17 protein-coding genes and 1 pseudogene are annotated in these 24092 nt (G+C 40.5%); 11 read left to right on the top strand and 7 right to left on the bottom strand.

All coding sequences use genetic code 11. The annotated features are described in order from the left end of the window. Positions 1 to 19: 19 nt before the first annotated feature. From K348_RS0117990 to K348_RS0117980, 3 genes and pseudogenes are all read left to right on the top strand, one after another. Entirely contained in the window at positions 20 to 3187 is a 3168-nt protein-coding gene (locus K348_RS0117990; RefSeq protein WP_029906932.1) for an efflux RND transporter permease subunit, read from the top strand. A 40-nt stretch (positions 3188 to 3227) separates the two neighbouring features. Then, positions 3228 to 4529, top strand: a pseudogene (locus K348_RS0117985) (efflux transporter outer membrane subunit); the annotation flags it as partial. A gap of 140 nt (positions 4530 to 4669) precedes the next feature. Beyond that, positions 4670 to 5569, top strand: a complete 900-nt coding sequence (locus tag K348_RS0117980; protein ID WP_029906930.1) for an AraC family transcriptional regulator — start codon at positions 4670 to 4672, stop codon at positions 5567 to 5569. Here the strand turns inward: K348_RS0117980 and K348_RS0117975 are convergent. The 6 genes from K348_RS0117975 to K348_RS0117950 all read right to left on the bottom strand — a co-directional run bounded on the left by K348_RS0117975 (position 5559) and on the right by K348_RS0117950 (position 14386). Next, positions 5559 to 6980, bottom strand: a complete 1422-nt coding sequence (locus K348_RS0117975) for an L-fucose/L-arabinose isomerase family protein (protein WP_029906929.1) — start codon at positions 6978 to 6980, stop codon at positions 5559 to 5561. The genes K348_RS0117980 and K348_RS0117975 overlap by 11 nt on opposite strands. 24 nt (positions 6981 to 7004) lie before the next feature. Beyond that, positions 7005 to 10124, bottom strand: coding sequence for a glycosyl hydrolase (locus tag K348_RS0117970; RefSeq protein WP_029906928.1), 3120 nt, complete (start codon positions 10122 to 10124; stop codon positions 7005 to 7007). 146 nt (positions 10125 to 10270) lie between these two features. Further along, positions 10271 to 11596 carry a sugar porter family MFS transporter gene (locus tag K348_RS0117965; protein WP_029906927.1) on the bottom strand — a complete coding sequence of 442 codons (1326 nt, stop codon included), beginning with the start codon at positions 11594 to 11596 and terminating at the stop codon, positions 10271 to 10273. A 170-nt stretch (positions 11597 to 11766) separates the two neighbouring features. After that, positions 11767 to 11979 carry a hypothetical protein gene (locus K348_RS0117960; RefSeq protein WP_029906926.1) on the bottom strand — a complete coding sequence of 71 codons (213 nt, stop codon included), beginning with the start codon at positions 11977 to 11979 and terminating at the stop codon, positions 11767 to 11769. Between the two features lie 101 nt (positions 11980 to 12080). Beyond that, on the bottom strand, positions 12081 to 13343 hold the full coding sequence (locus K348_RS0117955; RefSeq protein WP_029906925.1) for a cellulase-like family protein: 1263 nt from the start codon (positions 13341 to 13343) through the stop codon (positions 12081 to 12083). 158 nt (positions 13344 to 13501) lie between these two features. Continuing rightward, entirely contained in the window at positions 13502 to 14386 is an 885-nt protein-coding gene (locus tag K348_RS0117950) for an AraC family transcriptional regulator (RefSeq protein WP_029906924.1), read from the bottom strand. Positions 14387 to 14637: 251 nt separating this feature from the next. Between K348_RS0117950 and K348_RS0117945 the strand changes: the two genes are divergently transcribed. Further along, entirely contained in the window at positions 14638 to 15927 is a 1290-nt protein-coding gene (locus tag K348_RS0117945) for a sorbosone dehydrogenase family protein (RefSeq protein ID WP_051698028.1), read from the top strand. Positions 15928 to 15993: 66 nt separating this feature from the next. Here K348_RS0117945 and K348_RS0117940 read toward each other — a convergent pair whose 3' ends face one another. Beyond that, complete coding sequence (locus K348_RS0117940; protein ID WP_156032925.1) at positions 15994 to 16311, bottom strand: hypothetical protein; 318 nt, start codon at positions 16309 to 16311, stop codon at positions 15994 to 15996. A gap of 117 nt (positions 16312 to 16428) precedes the next feature. On the opposite strand from K348_RS0117940, the gene K348_RS0117935 reads away from it, so the two are divergent. The 7 genes from K348_RS0117935 to K348_RS0117905 all read left to right on the top strand — a co-directional run bounded on the left by K348_RS0117935 (position 16429) and on the right by K348_RS0117905 (position 24060). Further along, positions 16429 to 16935, top strand: coding sequence for a GNAT family N-acetyltransferase (locus K348_RS0117935; protein WP_197027691.1), 507 nt, complete (start codon positions 16429 to 16431; stop codon positions 16933 to 16935). Positions 16936 to 17156: 221 nt separating this feature from the next. Then, entirely contained in the window at positions 17157 to 17873 is a 717-nt protein-coding gene (gene dapB / locus K348_RS0117930) for a 4-hydroxy-tetrahydrodipicolinate reductase (RefSeq protein ID WP_029906920.1), read from the top strand. A gap of 8 nt (positions 17874 to 17881) precedes the next feature. Next, positions 17882 to 19372, top strand: coding sequence for a signal peptidase I (gene lepB, locus K348_RS0117925; RefSeq protein WP_036930778.1), 1491 nt, complete (start codon positions 17882 to 17884; stop codon positions 19370 to 19372). Between the two features lie 26 nt (positions 19373 to 19398). Further along, the gene (lepB, locus tag K348_RS0117920) at positions 19399 to 20391 is read left to right on the top strand and encodes a signal peptidase I (protein ID WP_029906918.1); all 993 of its coding nucleotides are present in this window, start codon (positions 19399 to 19401) and stop codon (positions 20389 to 20391) included. 2 nt (positions 20392 to 20393) lie between these two features. Beyond that, positions 20394 to 21032, top strand: a complete 639-nt coding sequence (locus K348_RS0117915; RefSeq protein ID WP_029906917.1) for a WbqC family protein — start codon at positions 20394 to 20396, stop codon at positions 21030 to 21032. 151 nt (positions 21033 to 21183) lie between these two features. After that, a complete protein-coding gene (locus K348_RS0117910; protein ID WP_029906916.1) occupies positions 21184 to 23205 on the top strand; it encodes an Ig-like domain-containing protein in 2022 nt (673 codons plus the stop codon). A gap of 30 nt (positions 23206 to 23235) precedes the next feature. Beyond that, a complete protein-coding gene (locus K348_RS0117905) occupies positions 23236 to 24060 on the top strand; it encodes a DUF3108 domain-containing protein (RefSeq protein WP_029906915.1) in 825 nt (274 codons plus the stop codon). The last annotated feature ends 32 nt before the right edge of the window (positions 24061 to 24092 follow it).

The raw sequence follows: 24092 nt of genomic DNA, 5'->3' as shown, positions 1-24092 counted from the left end.
AACTTAAAAACGAAATACGATGTTAAAGATATTTATAGACAGGCCTGTGCTTTCTACCGTTATATCCATTATTATAGTAGTATTGGGTATTATCGGGATAGCTACATTGCCTATAGAACAATATCCGGATGTAGCACCCCCTACCGTACAGGTAGAAGCCACTTATCCGGGAGCAAGTGCAGATGTAATAATGAACAGCGTTGTTGTTCCGTTGGAAGAACAGATAAACGGGGTGGAAGGGATGACATATATGACCTCTACTGCCATGAACAGTGGTAATGCGAATGTAAGGATATTCTTCAAACAAGGTATAAATCCCGATATTGCAGCGGTAAACGTACAGAATCTGGTAGCCCGCGCAACACCGTTACTCCCGCAAGAAGTAACACAGATAGGTGTTACCGTGGCAAAACAGCAAAACAGTACGATACTAGGTATATCCTTATCATCCGAGAATCCCGACTATGACGGGCAGTTCCTGCAAAATTATGCCAATATTAATATTCTGCCACAGATAAAGCGTGTATACGGAGTAGGACAAGCAGCAGTAAACGGGGCAAAGGACTATTCGATGCGTATATGGCTGAAACCGGATATCATGGCTTCATATAAGCTTTCTACACAAGAGGTTATAGCGGCACTGCAGGATCAGAATATTGAAGCTGCACCTGGGGAATTAGGAGCAAATAGTGACCAGTCTTTCCAATATACGATGAAATTTACCGGGAAGCTCAAGACTCCCGAACAATTCGGAGATGTTATCATCCGTTCGCAAGGCGGACAGATACTGCGAATCAAAGATATTGCCAAAGTAGAACTGGCATCATTGAATTACAGCATCACATCGATGACTAATAAGACCGAAGAGGCCGTATTTATTTCTATCAGCCAGACTGCAGGTTCTAATGCGCAAGAAGTTATAGAAAACGTTAAGGCTGTTCTTAATGATGCAGAAAAAGCCTTGCCACCGGGTATAAAGTTCAACTATCTGATGGATTCCAGCGAGTTTCTCAACGAATCCATAAAAAAGGTATTAACTACATTCATAGAGGCATTCCTGCTGGTATTTATAGTAGTATTCATTTTCCTGCAAGATATGCGTTCTACAATCATTCCGGCGATTGCCGTACCTGTAGCGATTATCGGTACATTTTTCTTCCTGCAATTATTCGGCTTCTCAATCAATCTGCTTACACTCTTCGCGCTGATATTGGCTATCGGTATTGTGGTCGATGATGCCATTGTCGTCGTCGAGGCGGTGCATGCCCAATTGGATGCGGGAGAAAAAGACCCGAGAGTGGCAACCATAACAGCAATGAAAGAAATAGCTCCGGCTATTATATCTATCACATTGGTAATGTCGGCAGTATTTATTCCGGTCAGCTTTATCGGGGGAACGTCCGGTATATTCTTCCGGCAGTTCGGACTTACGCTGGCAATATCGATTCTGATATCGGCCGTAAATGCTCTGACGCTTAGCCCTGCATTATGTGCGTTATTTCTCAAACCTCATGACGAACATGGAAAGAAGAATAATTTCATACAAAGATTCTATCGCAACTTTAATATATTCTTCAATGCAGGTACTCAGAAGTATAAGAAAAGCCTGCATTTTCTGGGGAAGAAAGGGCATCGCTGGATTACCGGGGCTATCATTTTAGCCGCATCCTTTATTCTCTTCTTTTTAGTAAAACTGATCCCTACCGGATTTGTTCCTAATGAAGATAGCGGTAGTGTAATGGCATTTATCAGCCTGCCTCCGGGATCATCGCTCGAAAGATCCGATTCTATTGTAGGAGATGTCGTAGACATGGCGATGGAGATAGACGGGGTTGAAACCGTCACCAATATATCAGGTATTAACTTCATGAGTGGGCTGGGTAGTTCCTATGGTACTATCATTATAAAAATGATACCGTGGGGAGAACGGAAAATGACTACCGATGAGGTTACTGCTATCCTTAGTGAGAAAACCAAACATATACAGGATGCAACATTCTTCTTTATGGCTATGCCTACACTGCAAGGTTTCGGACTGGGAGCCGGAGTGGAAGTTCAACTGCAGGACAGACTTGGAGGGGATGTCAATAAATTCTATGATATCACTACAAATTTCGTAGAGAAATTGAATCAACGGGAAGAAATAATGATGGCTATGACAAACTTCAACCCGAACTTCCCTCAAAAACAAATAGATGCCAACATTCCAAAGATAAAAGAAGCCGGGCTTACTTTGAGTGAGGTAATGGGTACTTTGCAGGCATTTATAGGTAGTTCTTATATATCGACATTCAACCTGTATGGGAAGCAATTCCGTGTTATGGTGCAGGCTGGCCCTGAATACCGTAAAAAACTGGAAGACCTGAGCGGCATATTTGTAAAAACAGGCAGCGGGGAAATGGCCCCTATAACCGAATTTATTTCTGTTTCGGACTTGACAGCACCGCAGATGCTGACCCGTTTCAATATGTATCAGTCTATGGATATGATTATTGTACCGAATATGATCGACGGATACAGTACAGGAGATGTATTGAATCTCGTACAGGAAATGAGTGCAGATAAAACCATTCTTCCGGACGGATATAGCTACGAATATGCAGGTATGACGCGCGAAGAGGCTAATAGTAGTAGCCAGATGGTTATTATTTTCGGCATCTGCCTCATATTCGTATATCTGCTGTTGGCTGCATTATACGAAAGTTATATTCTACCGCTTGCCGTTTTATTATCGTTACCGATTGGTCTGGCAGGAGTATTTATATTCCTGATGCTGTTCGGAGTATCGCAGGCTATCGTTAATAATATATACGTGCAGATAGCGATGATCATGTTGATAGGATTGCTTGCAAAAAATGCCATTCTGATCGTGGAATATGCCATACAGCGGCGTCAGCAGGGAATGAGTATAATCGAATCAGCCGTGAATGGAGCTGTAGCCCGTCTACGCCCAATCCTGATGACATCCTTTGCATTTATCTTCGGGCTATTGCCTCTGGCTATTGCAAGTGGTGCAGGAGCAACGGGTAACAGGTCGATCGGTATCAGCGCTGTGGGAGGTATGCTTATCGGTACAATGATAGGAATATTGGTAATACCTACACTCTATATCATTTTCCAAAGTCTTCAGGAACGCTTTAGCGGGAAAGACCCGAGATCAGAAAACAAACAATTAATGGAAGAATAAAGATGAAGCGCCCAAAGCAGATACCGAAAATCTATTCAGGGATAAGAATCCGCAGGATAGTACGACTATTGCCAGCATTCCGTGGCAGGAATACTTTAAGGACATGTATCTGCAGTGGTATATAGAGGAAGCGCTGAACAATAATTTTGACATGCTTATAGCTACCGAGCGTATTAAACAAGCCGAAGCTGTATTAGGCATGGCGCGTGCCGCCTACTTTCCCGATATAGCATTAAGTGCTCAGGTAACGCAAGACAGGCTGAGTAATGTCAGCCCGACAACGGGATTGCCAAAAGATAAAAACGTACTGGGATACCACAAAGAGAATTACTCGCTGGGTATAGTAGCCAGTTGGGAGATGGATATATGGGGAAAAATGAATCGCCAGTCTAAAGCAAAATATGCGCAGATGCTGAATAGCTATGTCGGACGCAATCTTGTACAGACGTCTCTTATTTCGAATATAGCCAATATCTATTATTCTCTCCTCGCGCTTGATGAACAGCTGAAAGTCACTAATAATATGATTCTGCTTATGGGTGAAAATCTGATGACTACTGAAGCTTTGAAAGAAGCCGGAATGGCTACCGGAGCTGCCGTGGAGCAAACAAAAGCAGCCCTATTCAACATACAAGCTTCTATCCCTGATCTGGAAAGCAATATCAGGCAATTGGAAAATGCGCTTTGTACAATACTCGGACGTAAACCACAAAAAATAGAAAGGGCTACCATTGAACAGCAAAATGCTCCTTATGAACTGGCCTATGGAGTGCCTGCACAGATGCTGGCGCGGCGTCCGGATGTGCAGCAGGCAGAACTTTCTTTCCGTTCGGCATTTGAACTGACACATGTGGCACGGGCTAGCTTCTATCCTTCGCTAACGTTAAGTTCGGGTATGATTGGTTTCTCGACCACAAATGGGTTGAAGAATTTCTTTAAACCCGAAAATATTTTCGCAAGTATAGCCGGAGGACTGACACAGCCACTGTTTGCACGGAAACAACTAATTACTCAATTGAAAGTTGCCAAGGCTGATCATCAGATAGCGTTATTGACTTTTGAAAAGACGGTGTTGGAAGCAAGTCAGGAAGTATCGGATATCATATTCACATATACTTCTTCTCTACGGAAAAACGAGAGCCGGGATGAACAGGTTAAGGCATTGACAAAAGCTGTAGATTATACACAGGTTTTGCTGAAAGCCGGAGAAGCAAATTACCTCGAAGTGCTCACTGCCCAGCAAGGTTTACTAGATGCGCAGATTAACAGAGTAAATGATAAGTTGCAGCAACTGCAGGCAGCTTCCGATTTATACAGAGCGCTCGGAGGAGGCACGGAATAAAAGATATAATCCGGATAATAGTGAGAAAAATAGCTAAAGGGAGCAGAATAATCGAACTGTTCCCTTTACTTGTCTAAACTAAATTATTAATTTTAAGCTTGAATCTTCATTTTACCAATTGCATAAAATCGAACCTAGCTATGAAATCTCCGGAAACCAGAAATATCAAGTATTTTAATATAAGCCTCACAGACGAAGCATGGGGTATAGTCGTCACTACAGTAGGATCCCAATTAATTCCCCCTAATAGTTCATATCCGAGGTCACAACATCCTGCATCGCATATCTTCGACCCTAAAAACGGAAGAGTATTGAAAGAATATCAATTGATCTATATCTCGAAAGGGGGAGGATATTTTGAATCAAAATCCTGCAAAAGACGGCGCATCGAAGCCGGAACAATGATATTATTATTCCCCAATGAATGGCATACTTACGAGCCTGATAAAAATAGCGGATGGTATGAATATTGGGTAGGATTCAAAGGAGTCCATATTGACAAAAGGGTAAAGAACGGTTTCTTTACGCCGGAATCACCCGTTTTCGATTTGGGATTCAGCTCATCGATTATAAGCCTCTATGAAGATATTGCCAATTATACACTGGAAGAAAGGACTGGATATCAGCAAATAATATCCAGCATCGTATTGTATATATTAGGTACAGTCTACTATAAAAATAAGAACCAGATGTTTACCGATTCTTTTGCCATAAACAAGATAGATGAGGCGAGAAATATTATGAAGCAGGAGATCGAGAGTACCATCTCGGCAGAAGAGATAGCTGATAAGTTAGGCGTAAGTTATTCGTGGTTCAGAAAGATGTTTAAGCAATATGTAGATGTATCGCCGGCGCAATATCTCTTGAATCTGAAATATCTCCGCTCGAAAGAATTACTGGATACAACAGACCTGAGCATTACCGACATTGCATACAAACTGAGCTTCGAAACAGCCAGCCAGTTCTCTACTTTCTTCCGGAAAAAAGAAGGAGTCCCCCCTTTACAATACAGAAAGGAGGGACGTGATATCAGGAAATAACTGTTACCGGAATATCCAGTATAAAAGCATATTTCTTTATTATGTCAGCTACATGCCCTACACCTATTGCACAATGGTGAGAAGGACCTGCCTTACTCCATCTCTGGATAAACTCTTTAGCCGAAACAGGGAATTTATATCTACTGTTCAGATTTCCGATGTTCAGAATAGGCCCCGGCACCGATTCGCCTTCAGCTAAAAGGAATGACAGCCCATCATTTCCTTCCACTACCGAAAGTAATGTTACTGGCCCGTGTTTTACAGATGCCTGAATCGATAATCCTTTTCCCGGTTTACCATGATATACAGGCAACGGCACCAGTTTTACCTTTCCTTCTGCAATGATATAATGAGTTGGTCCGTCGTGTCCCAGCATAACAATATCATCGTTGAAATCCATTGCATAAAATTCTGAGAAACATCCGCCGGCACCCATCAATGCCATTATTTTCATAGCCTGAGCATTCTTTACCTCGTATTCTCCGGCTATCGGTATATTTTTACCTGTCAATAGTGTATTGCCTGCAATAACGGAAGTGATGATGTTCTCATATTCGTTACCGTCTGTTCCCGAATAGAAATATGCCATCGATCCCAGCTTATGTTTTTCAACCAACTCATCCAGAGCTACAGATGTTTGTGCCGCTCTTTCTATTTCGTATTCAGAACAAGCTTCATCTATCACAAAAGCAGTCTCGAATTCCTTTATCTTTTTATCTGTTTTCTCTTTCGTTACCGCTCGTCTGAGACTTGCAAGTTCGCACATTTCCAACACTTCGATATGCGTACCGAATACCGTGCTTTGCAATGTGAGATCGGAATATACATCGACCATACCCGAATAGTAATTACCAAGCACACCCATACGGTTTCTCTTCATTCCGCGTGAAACTCTTGCCGCCATTATCCATCCTGAAATCTCATCCCATGCTTCCTTATCTTCAAGGTAACCCGAGACGATATCATACCTAACACAAGCCCGGTTGAAAACCGAAGCAAATTCGGGAATGGAACAGGCCTGACAACTGGAAAGCCACTCGCCAGTCATCGCCCCCCTGTCGTTTAATCCATTCAGCTTATCATAGTCTATTGCCGGTAGAGGCTGTATATTGAGCAGAATAACAGGAATATTCAACTTGTTGACAGCAGGTATAATGGTAGATGAAAGAGCATAGGTGGAAATAAAAATGAATAATATATCCACATCTTCCTTTTTCATTAGTGACGCGGCATCCACCGCTTTCTCTATACCATCTACCATACCTGCATCCACAACTATGACATCATTGTGAACCTGCATTTTATTTTTTATTGTATTCTGGTAGCCAATCAGCCTTTCGAGCAAGCCATCAAACTGGCTCCAATAGGCATGTAATCCGACCCCGAATAATCCCACTTTTACTTTTTCCATTTTATATTTTGTGCTTTATAATACTTATTTAGAGGAAACAACAGTGAAATCTTCCATCAAACCGTAATCAAGAATGTTATAATCGATGCCCGGAGCCTGCTTCTGTACATTATTCCAATGCCAAGGGCCTGTTATACCTTTATCGCGGCTGTAATGAGGCCCTAGTAAATTCTTAAGACTACCGATTACTCTGACTTCGATCTTATTATCTCCCTGTTTTAGGTAAGGTGACAAATCGAAGTTGTATGGCTGATAAGCAATTACCCCTACTTTACTATCATTTACATACACTTCGGCAACCGTACCGTTCCACTTGTTCAGTTTGAGTGCATAACGTGCTGATGTATCATCTATACTATAGTTCTTCACATATGACATATCCCACGGATAATAAGGTTGTCCCTGATCTTTCCAACTTCCAAGCTCCAGTTTTTTTACCGGTTCTCTCATAACCCAGCCTGCAGCGGCCGATTCCAGAGAGAAGTCTCCTAATATATATACGGGAGCTATTTCTGCAAAGATGCTCATTGGGTTTACACTAAGTTCTACCACATTGACTCCCTGTTTTACATATTGGCCGATTTCGTATACTCCGAAACGGGAATCGAGTTTTCTTTGATTAGGGTCGGCAGATACCGATTGACCGTTTATTCTGGCTTTCCATATATCTGGTTGTTCTGCTACCAGTTTAAGCTTGCTCTTGTCAAAGTTATCTACCACTACAAAGTGATATCTCACCTGTATGTTTCCGGTTTTGAATGTATCTTTTTCCACTATCGTCTGTTTATATTGGATAGCTGCATTCCAAGGATCTCTCATTCCGAAATGCTTGTACAATTTATCACATGCCTCTACTGTATACAGATTCCTTTCGGCTTTTCCGTCGATAATCAAATCACAGAAATCGAGGTTAAACGCATTATCCTGCATCCTCTTTATCGTTACAGGACTATTCGATCTGATCTCTCTTCCATTTGCCATCTCCGGTTTCGGCTGATACTGATTATTACCGGACGGTGAAGAGAATAGAATAAGGCTTCCTGCCGGAGGAAGATTGAATTCAGCTTCTACAAATTTTCCTTGCTGACGGGAAGGATAAGAATATATATCACCGGACATTCCATCCAGTTGCATTAATGTCTTTCCTTCAATAGATACCTTACCTGTAGCACTTTCAGTTAAAGAAGAGTTTGCAAGGAATACTAGTTCTCCGTCATTGTATGTACGTCTGTGATGATAAAGGTTATTACTCTGTATATTACTGAAACTAATCTTATTACTTTGCAATGACTCCCTTATTGCCTGATCAGTAGCCGCTTCAGCATATGTTTTAATCGACGCCGATTTTTCTTTAAAGAAGTTTATTATTTCCTGATTCTCTTTTCCGTCTATAAGGGTAGGAGTCGAGAACATGATCAACTCTCCGCCTTTGTTTACAAATTCCTTTAATAGGCGGAAAGTAGCTGCATTAAGGTTCTCTGTCATAGGTGGAATAACCACTTTATTATAGCCTCTTTTACCTACTATAAATAATTTGTTTGCAACCTTACCCTGATCTTTTATAATATTCTCAGAACCTAAGTCATATTCTACCTGACTCTTCTCTATCTTAGTAACAAAGGCCTGAAAGTTATTACCTACTTCCATAGTCTTTGGATGACCTTTCACATACGAATAATAAAGCCACGCCGTAGTAGTCGGTTCCAATACCAGTATATCGTTAAGCTGCTCACCCTGACTGAGAATCAGCGACAAACGCGCAAAGTAATCATTCTGAGTTTTATAATCGGACCACCATGGCGAAAGCGAAGTAAACACAGGCGGATAGTCATATTTACGTGCACCGACGATTGTCATATGCGACAAGTGCTGATTCAGGAAGTTCACACCAAGTACGTATTCCCAGTCACCAAGTCTCTTCATATCTTCGAAACTTAGCTCCCAGCCTCCGCCACCATAAGTTTCACTGAGAGTGCGCACATAACCCATCTGATTGGCCGCGCTTCTCACTTCCTTTACTGCTCTCACATTTCCGAACTGAGCCTGAGGACGTACATCGTTGAACTGATTGAAAAGCATATCTATTGCCGGCATCTGATGCCACGCATACATCGCCATATTATCACCTCCGTGCGACATATCCGGCCAACCGTGTTCCCAGTAATGGCCTGTCCAAAGCATATTCTTTTTCTCCGTATACTCGAACCATGGCTTAGCCCAGCGGTCGATAAACATTTGGGTCAGTGTTTCGGTGTAGTTATGGCGAACCTGTTTCCAGTTTCCGGTTTCCTCAACGAGTAATGGCAATACGCTTTTCAGGTCGTATCCCCATTGCTTCTGGAAAACTTCGAATAAATCTGGTGTCCACCTTATACCACCCGGACTTGCTATCTGTGGTTCATCGGTAAATATACCTTTGATTTCAGTACCGAGAAGCTTTCCGAAATGCTTTTCATATCCGGACATGGTTATCTCCATAAACTTTTGGGTAACTCCCGGATATAACAAATCCACGTATGAAAAACCGCCATTCCAGGCTGAACTCCTATTAAATGTTTTGCTATATAGATAATAATCTCCCTTTTTGTTTTTATAACTACCTAATGAAGAAGTTATATCGACAAAGGTATCGCCCTCTTTTTTCAGGCAGAAGAAGTAGTCTTTTGTATCTTCGGGTAACTCCTCTACTTTGTTAAACACTAGTCCTTGCCCCTGATTATACGACTCCGGCATCTGAGCGGGAACATGGCCTCCGGCAAAACCACTCGGATATGAATTCTCGTCATAAATCCAGATATCCATGCCAAGTTTCCTGCCTACTTCGAGACTGTATTTATATAGGTCAAACCAGTCATCCGAAAGATAATCGGTAATCAAACCCGGACGCGGATGAACAAATGCACCCCCGAATCCCTGCTCTTTAAGTTCTCCCAGCATCCTGTCTATATCGGCGCGGGTGACTTTTGTGTTCCATACCCATAATGGTGCCGAACGGAACGATTTTGAAGGATCTTTAAACTCTTTCTTTAATTTCTCAAATCTTTTTTCCCGAGGTTGCCCCGGTGATGTGTAGCCTGTACCGGAATAAAATATCATTCCTATAAGGATGAATATTTTACTGAGAGATAGAAGATTAACTTTCATACTTTTGCTTTTATCGTGATTAATGTTTTCCTAGTTTTAACTATTCAAACAAAATTAATCTTTCTTATAAAGCAAAACTTTGTAATTATGACATATTTCTTTCCAAAAATGACAATTACAGTAAATCAAACGATTACCAAGAAAACTTATAGCTTCAGTTCTTCCTGTATCTGTTCCAATGTCTTTCCCTTTGTCTCAGGAATATATTTCTTCACGAAAATGAATGCTATTACCGAGAACAGCGCATACAACGCAAACAATGCATAATCCCCTATTTCGGAACGTATCAGCGGTGCTGTATATACCGTCAGAAATGTAAATATCCAGCTGACTGCTGTAGAGAATGACATGGCCAGACCTTTGATCCTGTCAGGATATATCTCGGATATAATCACCCACATAACAGGGGCGAATGAGGCGGCAAAAAAAGCGATATACAATAAAAGTGCTATCAGAACCATTGTTGTATTACGTTCCGGCTGCATAAACTCGAATGTGAGATAAGATAGTGCTATAGTCATCCCAACAGCACCGGATAATAGCAGTGTTTTACGACCTTTCTTGTCTACAAGGCGGATAGCAACAATAGTCATCAGGAAATTTACCAGCCCGACAAGCATCGATTGCTGCAATGCGGTTTCTCCTCCGACTCCTGCCGACTTAAGAATATCAGGTGCAAATATAAGAACGGCATTTATTCCTGTAATCTGCTGGAAAACAGCTATCAATGTGCCTATTAAAACTATCTTACCCGTTCTGCCCCTGAAAAGTTCTCTGAACGATACCGAACTGCCTTTATCCTTCGATGAACTTGCTTCTGAAACCTGACCTGATACTTCATTACCAAATCGTTGTGACATGGATATTGCTAAATCCTTTTTCCCGTTTTTCAACAGCCATCTCGGACTTTCGGGAAAAGAAACGATGAGGAATATGAGGAACAATACGGCAAAGACACAAGGTATTCCGAGCATATACCTCCAACTTTCATCACCAAAATCGACCAAAATATAATCTAAAAAGTATGCTAAAAGAATTCCTATTGTTATTGCCAATTGATTGAAAGAAACCAATGTACCTCTTTTATGCGCCGGAGCCACTTCCGATATATACATCGGCCCCACAACCGATATTGCTCCTACAGTGATTCCTGTAAGGATGCGGAATAGTGTCAGCATTACGATACCGGTGGAAAAGGCGCAGCCTAATGCCGATATTATAAATGAAACGGCAGCAAATATCATTATCTTTTTCCGCCCGAATCTATCGGCCAGTCCACCTGTAAACAATGCTCCCAACAGACATCCGAGCATCATACTACCTGTTACCATACCTAAACCACTTTCAGTGAGCGAGAAATCAGTTTTTAGCATATCTGTCGCTCCTGATATGGATGCCATATTAAGACCGAACAGCAAGCCTCCGTTTATGGCGACAAAAGTAATCCAGTATAAGTATTTATTGTTATTCATGATATTTTGTATTTATTTTATTTTCAAATAATTATAGCTAAAAGGTAACAAAAGTAACAGAAATCAATGTGCTAATTAGTAAATATGAAAATGTGCCAATGACGCAAGGCGATAACATCAGTTAATCATTTATAAGCCTCAGCTACTTTACAATTTTTAACTATATATAGTTAAAAAGTAACGAAAGTAACGGATTTTGCCGTTTTTAAGGGGTCGTTTTTACCGTTTTTTCCATCTACCTGTGAAACAACTTTTCCTGAAATATTTTTTCCACTCTGCGCCAACAATAACTGGCTGAATATAAGCAGAAAAACCGGAATAAGAGCCATTCTTTTTGAGCCAAAAAGAGCCTTAAAGGAAATAATTCTATTTCTTTTTTTCATAAATAATTAATTAGATAGATTAATAATTTTCAATGACTTGCAGGAATATTTATCCGGATTGATCCTACAGTCATTTCATGGTACTAGTCAATTGTTAGATATTAGATTCGTTTTAATAATTTCTGTACTGTTTTATTACTAATTATAGTTTTGTCGATAGGTGAATTCTTTATAATATTCGTTAGTCTTTTATGCCATTCTATATCACGCCACATGCCTACAAACTGCGGCCCGCAAAAGTTACTTGTAGCTATACCGATCCACACTCCGGTATTGGCTGCCGTAATAGTTCCCAGTTCACAAAGTTCTTTTACCCACCCCCAATCGAGCAGGGGCCAGTCTTTATAATCCACAATTCCCCAACATTCGGTTGTTACCACAAGGCGCTTATTCTGACGGGCTACTTTTGCCATCTGTTCAATCTTGTCGACAAGCAGTTGCTGCCAGTATTGCGGCTTTTCCCTGTATAGTTTTTCAGCATTTGCTACTACACTTTTATATGCCTGAGGAGAAAATTGTCCGTCTTTATACCCCACCGCCTTGTAGAATTCGCTGTTGTTCTGATGCACCATCCAGATATGATGTTCATACAGATCGAGGAACGATGTATCCACTTCATTATATTTTTCAACATCTCCGTAATCGAAAGAAAATAAGAAAGGCATTTCCGGATATTCCTCTTTCATTATTTTCAATGCTGTTTTCATCCATTTCAATGATTCTTCCTTGTACCACTGTCCCCACACTACATGCGGATACTGGCTGGAAAAGTAAGGCGCCCAAAGATTCCCCGGCCACTCGTTGCACAGGTCTACGAACATCACGGCATCCAAGAGGCCGTCAGCTTCGATAGACTTCAGTGTTTTTATCCAACAGTCGGCCATTATTTCGGGAGTAGTGATAGTCATCACCGTATTATCAGTATCTTGTCTGTACCAAGAGGAAAGCCCAACTTTTATATCGCGCGTTCTGCACTTTTCAAGAAACTTATTCAGATTGGGCTGAATCTGCACTTCATTCAGGTCGGGGCTTCCCCATACCTGCTGGTTCCATACTTCGTTCAGCATCCATTTCTTTGTAGAATTTTTTGCAATAAGATGCGGATAAGCATCGATACGTACAGCATTATATCCTCTTTCAGCTAATTGGTCTAGCGCTTCATCCCAGTCTTCATATCCGGCTCCAGCCCAACGACGTTCGAGCCACGAAAAATCCCACATGGTAATAGCTCTTGCCGAAACAGAAAAATTCTTCTTCTCGTTTAAAAAAGTATTTGCAGATATATGTGAATTGGCCAGTTCGATAGACGCTACCCCGCTAAGGGCTGTAGCTGCTGCCTTTTTTATAAAATTCCTTCTGTCCATTCCGGTTAATTTTTGTGTTTCAAATGGTACTAATTTCTTGTGCTTATGAAGCATCCCGAAAGAGCGGGTATTTCATATTGTAAAGTTATGAATAGAAATAATGGAAAACTACCATGATATTCCCGAATAGTTTTGGTATTTTACCCATTATCGCTTTTTCATATCGCTTTTTGGTTTTTTACACCAAATCTTTTCTGATATTCCGAAGGCGACATATTAGTCGATCGCTTAAACTGTTCAATAAAATTTGACAGGTTATTAAAGCCACAGTCCATACTTAATGTGGATATTTTCATCCGTCCTTTTATAAGCAATTTCTTTGCATGCCCTATACGAATATCGTTAAGATACTGAACGAAAGTCTTTTTGGTGCGTCCTTTGAAATAACGGCAAAACGCGTTCGGGGTAAGCCCTACCAATGCGGCAACCTCTTCAAGTTTTATCTGTTCGGAGAAATTCTTCATTATATATTGGTATATTTTGTCGAACCGCTCGAAGTCCGAAGAATTTACCGATTCTGTATATCCGACACTGGTCAGTAACTCATATTCTTCAGAAACTGCCATCAAATCCAGAAGCCGTATAAAATTGGTTATCTTGCTTATTCCGTTTTGTGCAGCCATCTCTTCCATCAGTTTACCGATTTGTGCACGGGTATTTCCCATAAACTTTATACCACGGCGCGACCGCTCGAGCAACAACCGTATACTTTCCATTTCGGGTAAACTTATGAAATTTTTTTCGAAAATATCGCTGGTAAAAAATAAACATAAACATGAAGACCTTAAGCCTGCATTTTTACGGAAATATACTTCGTCATTACGCCATTCATGCGTAATCTTCGGCCCCAGCATACAAATATCGCCTTCTTCATATTCGTCTATATGATCGCCGACAAAGCGTGTACCTTTACCTTCGAGTATGTACATTATTTCTATCTCGGGATGATAATGCATCGGCACTATAAAATGAGGCAGGTCTTCTTTGTAGAAGTTTACATAATTGTTATTATTGAACGGCAGTTTCTGGTATAATGGTATCATATTCTGTATAGTATTAGTGAAAGATATAAAAGGTAAACCGCGCTATATACAAATATAAGTAGCTAATATATACTATTATATTTATATCTTCACCTATAATTATGGTATTTTACCATTAACATTCCTGTTTTTTAACTATCCCGTGGGATAAACACCTATTTTATGAGGAATTACAGGAATCAATTTATCCCGTCGCACTGAACATAATTTGCTCCGTTTTTGTTTGCAAAGAAGAACAAAAACAATTAGTTATGCACAAAACAGTATTCAGTTTTATTATTTCATGCGGTTTATTCATTTCATGGGGATACATGTCCAAGGCTTATTCCCAAACAAATAAGGCCGACCTTCCCCCGCCTTATGCAACACCTTCCGTCAATAATTTCAGCAAAGTAACAGGCTGGCCCAAAGACAAAACACCCGTTGCTCCGGCAGGATTCGAAGTAACTAAATTTGCCGACGGATTCCACAATCCGAGATGGATTTATGTAGCGCCCAACGGTGATATCTTTGTTTCAGAAGCGGGTACCCGAAGACCAAACAAAGTAGAAATCGATAAACACGGAACTGCTAAAACCGAATCCCAGAATTTCGGCAGTGCAAACCGTATCGTCATGTTCCGCGACTCGGGCAAGAACGGAAAGTATGAGAGCCGCTATATATATAAAAGAGGACTCGACCAACCATTCGGCATGCTTGTATTAGGAAATAATTTCTATATTGCCAATACAAGCGGACTGATGAAGTATCCCTATAATCCAAGCGACACAATACTTAGCGGCAACGGTGAAAAAATAGTCGACCTGCCGGCAGACGGATATAATAATCATTGGACACGCAATATCATAACCAATCCGCAAAAGAATAAAATATACATTTCGGTAGGTTCGGCCAGCAACAATGCTGAGCACGGCATGGAGGTAGAACGCCGCAGGGCGAATATCCTCGAAGTTAACCCCGACGGAAGCGGAGAGCAAATCTATGCCGCAGGCTTAAGAAATCCGGTGCCGATGGACTGGGAGCCCGTAACGGGCAATCTCTGGACGGCAGTAAACGAAAGGGATGAACTGGGCGACGACCTTGTTCCCGACTATGCTACGCATGTACAACGCGGCGGATTTTACGGATGGCCGTATGCATACTTCGGTGCGAATGAAGACCCGCGTATGAAAGGCCAGCGCCCCGACCTGGTAGCGAAAACTATAATTCCCGATGTACCGCTGGGCTCTCATACTGCATCTCTGGGATTGGTATTCTACAGAGGGAATCAATTCCCTGCAAAATACCGTAACGGGATGTTTGTCGGACAGCATGGTTCATGGAACAGGTCGGTACTATCGGGATATAAAGTTCTATTTGTGCCTTTTAAAGACGGTAAGCCTGCCGGACAGCCTGAAGATTTCCTTACGGGATTTGTGATAGATGCCGAGCAGGGAAAAGTCCACGGACGGCCTGTATGTGTAGCTGAAACGCCTGACGGCTCACTCTTGGTAAGTGATGATGCCGCAAAAGTAATATGGAAAGTGAGTGTAAAACAATAATATAGCAAACGGCCGGATTATCTTAATATAGTCTGGCCGTTTTTATTTTATATCTTTAAGATATCTTTATCTTATTTCGTCTATTACTTTATCTAATTCCTGATGCACATTTACAGTTTCGCCGACATGCTCGGGCATATTGTTCTTCGTCTTTCTGAACATTGTCTGTAAAGTATCTTTAGTCAGCCTCAATTCCTGTATAGTGAGATTGTAGGTTCCTTTTACGTCGTTGTTTTTCCATTTATAGAGGCTGATAAAATTAACTTCGACATTGGGCTCTACATAGCATATCAATTCTATATTACCGCTTTCCAATGTATACCTGATTCCGGTATCTACTTTTTCTTCTTTGAAATTTTTCTCTTTCAGAAGATTTTCAATCATTCTAACATCCATATTTTTTATGTTTATGTAATTTGTAATAATAGATTAACAATAATTTGCTGCTTGTTGTTTAAAATAATCGCATCCATAGAATAATGCACAAATAATTTTCTATTTTTGAAACCCAAATTACAAACGACTATGATACGCAAATGCTTCGATTCGGATACGGAAACAATCTATGAAATAATAAACGATGCCGCGATTGCCTATAAAGGACAGATACCGGAAGACCGGTGGAAGGAGCCTTATATGCCAATGGATGAACTATTGAAGGAAATAGAAGAAGGCGTCGGGTTTTATTGTTATGAAGAAAACAATGAAATTCTAGGTGTTATGGGTATTCAGGATGTGAAGGATGTAAAACTGATACGTCATGCCTATGTCCGTACAAAAAAACGCAAAGGTGGAATCGGTACACAACTGCTACACTTTCTGACCGAAAAACAGGACAAGCCTATACTCATCGGAACATGGAAAGATGCAACATGGGCTATCGATTTTTATCTGAAAAACGGATTCCGCATGGTATCGGAAGAAGAAAAAAATATACTGCTTAAGAAATACTGGAATATTCCCGAAAGGCAGGTGGAAACGTCGATTGTGCTATCCAACCAACGGTAAAGCACTAATAAAAAGGACGTTCCGATTCGTTAAAATTCTTTTCATTTTTTTAAGACGTTCCCCGTGTAACAAATTAACTTTTTGAGCGACTAACAGTTAGGAAAGACTTTGATGACTTTCGATAAAAAAACTTATAATCGACTATTAATTGAAACAACGGCCGTCCGGAAATAAGTTTTTATGTATATTTGTAGGCTTTAATTAATTAACAAAAAATTGAGATGAATATAGCTCTTATAGGATATGGTAAAATGGGTCACGAAATAGAACAAATTGCTTTTTCGAGAGGTCATAAAATCATATCTATTATAGATGTAAACAATATTGCTGACTTCGATTCGCCGGAATTTAAAAGTGCAGATGTAGCCATAGAATTTTCCACTCCCGACAGTGCTATCGAAAATTACAGGAAATGTTTTGCGGCGAATGTTCCCGTTGTTGCGGGTACAACAGGCTGGCTGGATCATATGGACGAAGTGAAGAAAGCATGTGCAGAAGGTGGACAGACATTCTTTTACGCGTCCAATTACAGCCTTGGAGTAAATATATTCTTCGCAATGAATAAGTATCTGGCGCGTATGATGAATAATTATCCCGATTATTCGGTAAGAATGGAAGAAACGCATCATATACACAAGCTGGATGCACCGAGCGGTACGGCTATTACACTGGCCGAAGGAATTATTGAAAATATCGACCGTAAAGAAAGCTGGAATCTCGAGACGGAAAACTCGCCGAAAGATATTGCTATCCACTGCATCAGAGAAGGAGAGATTCCGGGAATACACGAAATCATATATGAATCGGAAGTAGATACAATCAGTATCAAACACGACTCCAAAAACCGTAAGGGTCTTGCACTGGGAGCAGTTATCGCCGCAGAATTCGCCAAGGGTAAGAAAGGATTTCTTACAATGAACGACATGCTAAATTTTTAAAACGAAATATGGAAAATAATACATCTAAAGATACCAGACAGGAAAAACGCAAACCGGGAACCAGACAATGGATTTATGCTATTCTGGCATCCGTATTGTGCATTCTGTTTGTAATCTGGACAGGTTACTGGGGAGTACTGATACTCATTCCTGTTTTTATCGATATATATATTACTAAATTCATACCATGGGGAGCATGGCGCAATGCCAAAAATCCGAGTGTGAGAAAGATACTCGACTGGGTTGATGCCATTGTATTTGCACTGGTAGGCGTATGGATTATCAATACATTTTTCTTTCAGAATTACCAAATACCGACTTCTTCACTGGAAAAATCCCTGTTGATCGGAGATTTCCTGTGTGTAAGCAAGGTAAGTTACGGGGCTCGTTCCCCGATGACTCCGTTTTCTTTGCCGCTGATGCAGCATACTTTTCCGGGAACAAGCTTCAAATCATATCTGGAAAAGCCACAACTAGAATATAAACGTTTTGCAGGAACAGGGCATATAACTCGCGGCGATATCGTGGTATTCAATTATCCTTCGGGCGACACTGTAGCCGTAAATATGCAGGATCAGGATTATTACGTTTTGTGTAAAGAATACGGAGCAGAGCGCGTGCGGACTGATAAAAATCTTTTCGGAGATATTATATACCGTCCTGTAGACCGTCGCGAAAACTATGTAAAACGTTGTCTCGGACTTCCGGGAGAAACAATAGAATTAAGAAACGATACAACATTTATAGACGGGAAAGCGCTCGAAGATCCTGAAAATCTGCAATTGTTCTACATTGTTCAGACAGACGGGACTACGATTGCACCGAAAGTATTCGAAGACCTCGGCATCACCAAAGACGATATGCCGAAGATAAGCGCACCGGAAGATATCAGCAGGGCTGACAGTACTGTTATTGAAAAACTGGGTTTATCATCGAATAACGGAAATCCGGGTTATATCTATTCGGGAGTTTTCCTGACAAAGAAAATGCTTGCCGAACTGAAAGCAAAGCCATATGTACTCAGTATCATCAAGCAGAACGAATATCTGAAGAAGCGTAACCAGATGGAACCACAGAGCCGTTTTACAACGACTACTTATCCGATTACTTATAAGCAAGATAGCGACCCGGGAGATTTCCCTGCGCTGTGGATACCTAAGCGTGGTGCAACTATCAAATTCGACACGGATGTGGATTATAAAGTAGCTGCATATATCCGTTGTATAAAGAATTATGAGCATAACGATTTCGACTACCGCGACGGAAAAGTATACATCAACGGACAGGTAGCCGACTCTTATACTTTCAAATACGATTACTATTTCATGATGGGTGATAACCGCGATTATTCGGCCGATTCCCGTACATGGGGCTTTGTACCTGAAGACCATGTAGTGGGTAAACCGCTGTTTATCTGGCTATCTCTCGATAAAGACAAAGGTTGGTTTAGCGGTAAAATACGCTGGAACAGGCTCTTTACCTCGGGCAATAAAAAATAATCTCCATAATACTGAAGGATGAAATAATGTCTTCAAAAAAGAAAAACATATACATACATCTGGGCAAAGTAGTTCTTATTACTTTGCTCGTTGTATTAGTTATACGTTGTTTCTTCATAGAGTCTTTTTCTGTTTCATCTACACAGATGGAATCGACCCTGCAAAAAGGAGATAAAATATTGATTAATAAGACAGCGTACGGAGTACGTCTCCCGATAACACTATTAAGTATACCTTTCGTATTCGATAATATATTCGGAGTTAAATCATACTCGTCAGCTATACAGATTCCTTACAAGCGTATAGGAGGAAATCCGGTTTCGCGAAACGATATAGTCCTTTTTAATAATCCGCTGGAAGTCTCCAAGCCATTAGACAAACGAAGTCTGTTGCTTAGTCGTTGTGTTGCCCTTCCAGGCGATATGATCGAGTTCAACAATGGTGCTTTCAATATAAACGGACAGGTATATACACCCTCTTCCCATTCGCTGGAAGAGTATCATTTTAATGCTGCCGCAAAAAAAGACATCGAAGATTTAGCTGAGAAGCTACAGCTAAACGTTGTACCCCTTCAGAGCAAAAACGATTCCATGTTCGTGCAGATGAGCAAATATGATGCTTTCGTATTAAATGGCTCTTTATCAGATACGCTGACTTTGATTCCCCTCCGTAAGGACAGCCTGCACAATTATACATTCCCGGTTCCGTCGAAAGGAACAGTTATAAGTCTGACCGGACAAAATCTTATTTTATACGAAAGTGCTATAATGCAGGAACTTGTTAAGGAAAGAGCAGTAATAGATAACGGAAAACTCCTGATTAAAGGTGTTGAACAGAAAGAATATACTTTTACCGACGATTATTACTGGATGTTATCCGACAATACCGTTAACTCTACCGATTCCCGTTCGGTAGGTTTCGTACCTTTCAAAAGTGTCATTGGCAAAGCATGGTTTGTCTGGTACAAAGCAGATAAAGACGAAACAGGCAGAGAAAGATTTTTATCGGCAGTAGAATAGTTATGGATATTTATCTTTCGTCAGCATACCTTGCCCCTGTACAATATTATACGAAGTTTTTGCTTGCAGACCGCATCTTCACAGAATGCTGTGACAGTTATATAAAACAGACTTACCGTAACCGCTGTACGATACTTTCTGCAAACGGTGAAATTTCATTATCTATTCCTGTAGAGCATTCATCGAAAGAGAAAATTCTGATGAAGGATATAAAGATTGCTGTTCATGGTAACTGGCAGCATATGCACTGGAATGCAATTATTTCGGCATATAATTCAACTCCTTTTTTCGAATATTATCAGGATGATTTTTATCCCTTTTATCATAAAAAATATACTTTTTTGTTCGACTTCAACGAAGAACTGAAAGAATTAGTCCTTGGATTGCTCGATATCGAAAGGCCAGCAATGGAATATACTAAAGAATATAAAACAAATTTTTCTGCATTAGAAATCGATCTTCGCGATTTGATACATCCTAAAAAAGATTGGAAATTGTCAGACAGCAATTTCAGTCCTGCCGCTTATTATCAGGTATTTGAGCAAAAATTCGGATTTATTTCCAATATGAGTATTATCGATTTGTTATTTAATATGGGAAATGAAAGCCAGCTTGTTCTGGCGGATTCGGTGATGCAATGATAAACTATTTACGGTATGTTAATGTTCTTTTATAATTATATTACAGTTTGTACGTTTATTTGATTGTACGGTCAGAATTAAGCTATTTTATGTCCTTTAAGATATATTTATGTGTAAAACATTGTATTTTTGCGTAAAACTTAATTAACAGATGATACAGTTTCTGAAAAAGAACCTTTTGCTTTTCCTTGTTTTAGCTGCCATCTCCGTTATAGTAGCCGCCTGCGCTAATATGGCCGCCCCTACCGGCGGCGATTACGACCTTCAACCACCCAAAGTAGTAAGGGCTACACCCGGATTTAATGCAACGAACGTAACGAAAGGAAAAATAGTTATAGAGTTCGATGAGAATGTTACTATCGAGAGGCCGTCAGAGAATGTTATCATTACACCGCCGCAAAAATCTTTTCCGGTTATTAATACCGTAAACCGCAAGGTGAATGTTGAATTAAGGGATACTTTACTGCCAAATACGACATATACAATCGACTTCACCAATTCGATAGTAGACAATAACGAAAATAACCCGATCGAGAATTTTTCCTATTCATTTTCAACGGGTGATATTGTTGACTCTATGGCAGTATCGGGGAAAGTGCTCACAGCCGACAATCTGGAACCTGTAAAAGGTATATATGTAGGGCTGCATTCCAATCTGAACGATACGGCATTTACCAGAACAAAATTCGAACGTATTTCACGGACTAATGACGTGGGCGCATTTACCATCCGCGGAGTTGCCCCCGGCAAATACAGGCTGTATGCCCTCGATGACTCCAACAGGGATTATATGTATGACAATCCGGCGGAAGCCATTGCATTTATGGAGACCATTATCGAACCCGCTTCGGAAAGGGCTATGCGCAGCGATACCACATATACCGATCCTGAGAAGAAACTGATAGATACGGTTACAACTATAGAATACACACGCTTTCTTCCCGATAATATCATCCTGCGGTCATTCAAATCGGGTTTTCAGCGACAGTTTCTGCAAAAACATGAGCGTATCGGGAATAAACTATCCATCTTCTTTGGTGCGCCTACACAATTGCCTGACTTGGAACCACTGAATTTCGACGGCGATAAAGATTGGTATGTATTGGAGAGAACGCCTAAGAACGATACGCTTACATACTGGATAAAAGATAAGGAAATAATGGCAACCGACACGCTGTCGTTCCAGATAACTTATCTTAAAACCGACACGCTGAATCAATCGATGCCAGTAACCGATACCTTAAGGTTTGTAGACCGTACCCGCAGGAATGTCAAAGACGATAAAAAGAAAGAAAAAGAAAAGGAGAAGAAAAAGAAAGACGGTGAAGAACCGGAAATTACTTTCCTGAATATAACAAATAACCTCTCCTCTACTTGGGATACATACAAAAATATTTCCTTGGTTTTCGATGAGCCTATTATCAGTGATTCTTTGGCTGCCAAAATAAAGTTTCAGCAACTACGAGACAGCGTCTATTATGATTTACCTTTGCAACTCGAATCGGATTCCTTAAATCCGAGGAAGTATACAATAAAACATAAATGGGGCTACGGCAACGAATTCCTAATACAGATAGATTCAGCAGCCATACACAGTATATACGGCCTATGGAATAACAAGCTGGAACAGAAGTTTAAAGTAAAAGCCGAAGACCAGTACGGACAACTAGCCATCAGGGTGGCCGGTGTAGATTCCGTAACATCTTTTATGGAACTTTTAGACAAGTCGGATAAACCAATTCGCAAAACTAGAGTCATAGATAACATTGCTGTATTCAGGGATCTCGATCCCGGATCGTATTATGTGCGAATAATACTGGATGCGAATAATAACGGTGTATGGGATACCGGAGATTTTGAAAAAGGAATACAACCCGAATTGGTTTGCTATTCACCTAAAGAATACAAAATCAGGGCATTCTCGGAGGTATATGACGATGAGGCATGGGTAATTGATCCGGCTAATCTGGCTAATCAAAAACCGCTGGAGATAACCAAACAGAAGCCTCAGGAGAAAGATTCGAAACGGAAACAACTCGAAGAAAAAGAAGCGAAGGAGAACCAGCAGGAAAGAGACAGAAACAGGGAACGAAATTCTATGAACCCAAATATGGACAATGATTCCCAATACGGGACAAGAGGTAGCAGAGGTTCGACAGGTAACAGATACTGATGCGGTTAATTAACTAAAAAACGGAGAATTATGGTAAAGAAGATTATAGGAACAATAGTGATACTTTCGGTTTTCATCTCGTTGCAGATGCAGGCTCAAGGTAAATGTAAGCTGAATAACATCTATTTTCAGGCGGGTGAAGAAATGACTTACGACCTGTATTTCAAGTACGGACTTATCCATACCAAAGCCGGGTTTTCTACTCTGAAAACCGTAGCGGAAAGATATGACAATATCGATGCTCTTAAGATGACATTACATGCCCAGTCTACAGGAACTGTCAGAAAACTGTTCAGCCTCAGCGATACATTATCCTGCTATATGACTAAAGACCTTGTACCATTGGCGTATATCAAGAATGCTGCCGAGGGAAAAGATTATACAAAGGAAAGGGTAAAATATACTTACAGCGGGGATAATATCAGCATCAATGCTGTAAGATATAAAAACGGGGATTTCAAATTCGATGAAACCCTGACTTCCCAGACATGTATGTACGATATGATGAGTGTAGTTTTCTATGCACGTACGCTCGATTTTTCTGCAATGAAAAACGGGCAGACTACCAAAGTGGACTTTATTTCGGGTAAGAAAAAAGTAAGTATGATTATAGCATACGAAGGAGTAGAAACCGTCGAAGCAAACGATGATAAAAAATACAGCTGTATAAAACTTACATTAAGCATTATGGACGACGCTTTCAGCGACATGAAAGAAGCTATGAAAGTATATATTACAAACGATAACAACCGTATGCCTGTACGTCTCGATTCGAAACTTAATATCGGGTCTACCCGCGCTATACTGAAAAGCTATAAGGGTAACAAATATCCGATACAGACTTTAAGCAAATAAATGAATATATAATACACGAAAAGGGCAACGGG

Source organism: Prevotella sp. 10(H) (assembly GCF_000711235.1).
Taxonomy (GTDB): domain Bacteria; phylum Bacteroidota; class Bacteroidia; order Bacteroidales; family Dysgonomonadaceae; genus Dysgonomonas.
Note: the sequence above shows the minus strand (reverse complement) of the source record. Positions and strands in the feature narration are given on the sequence as shown.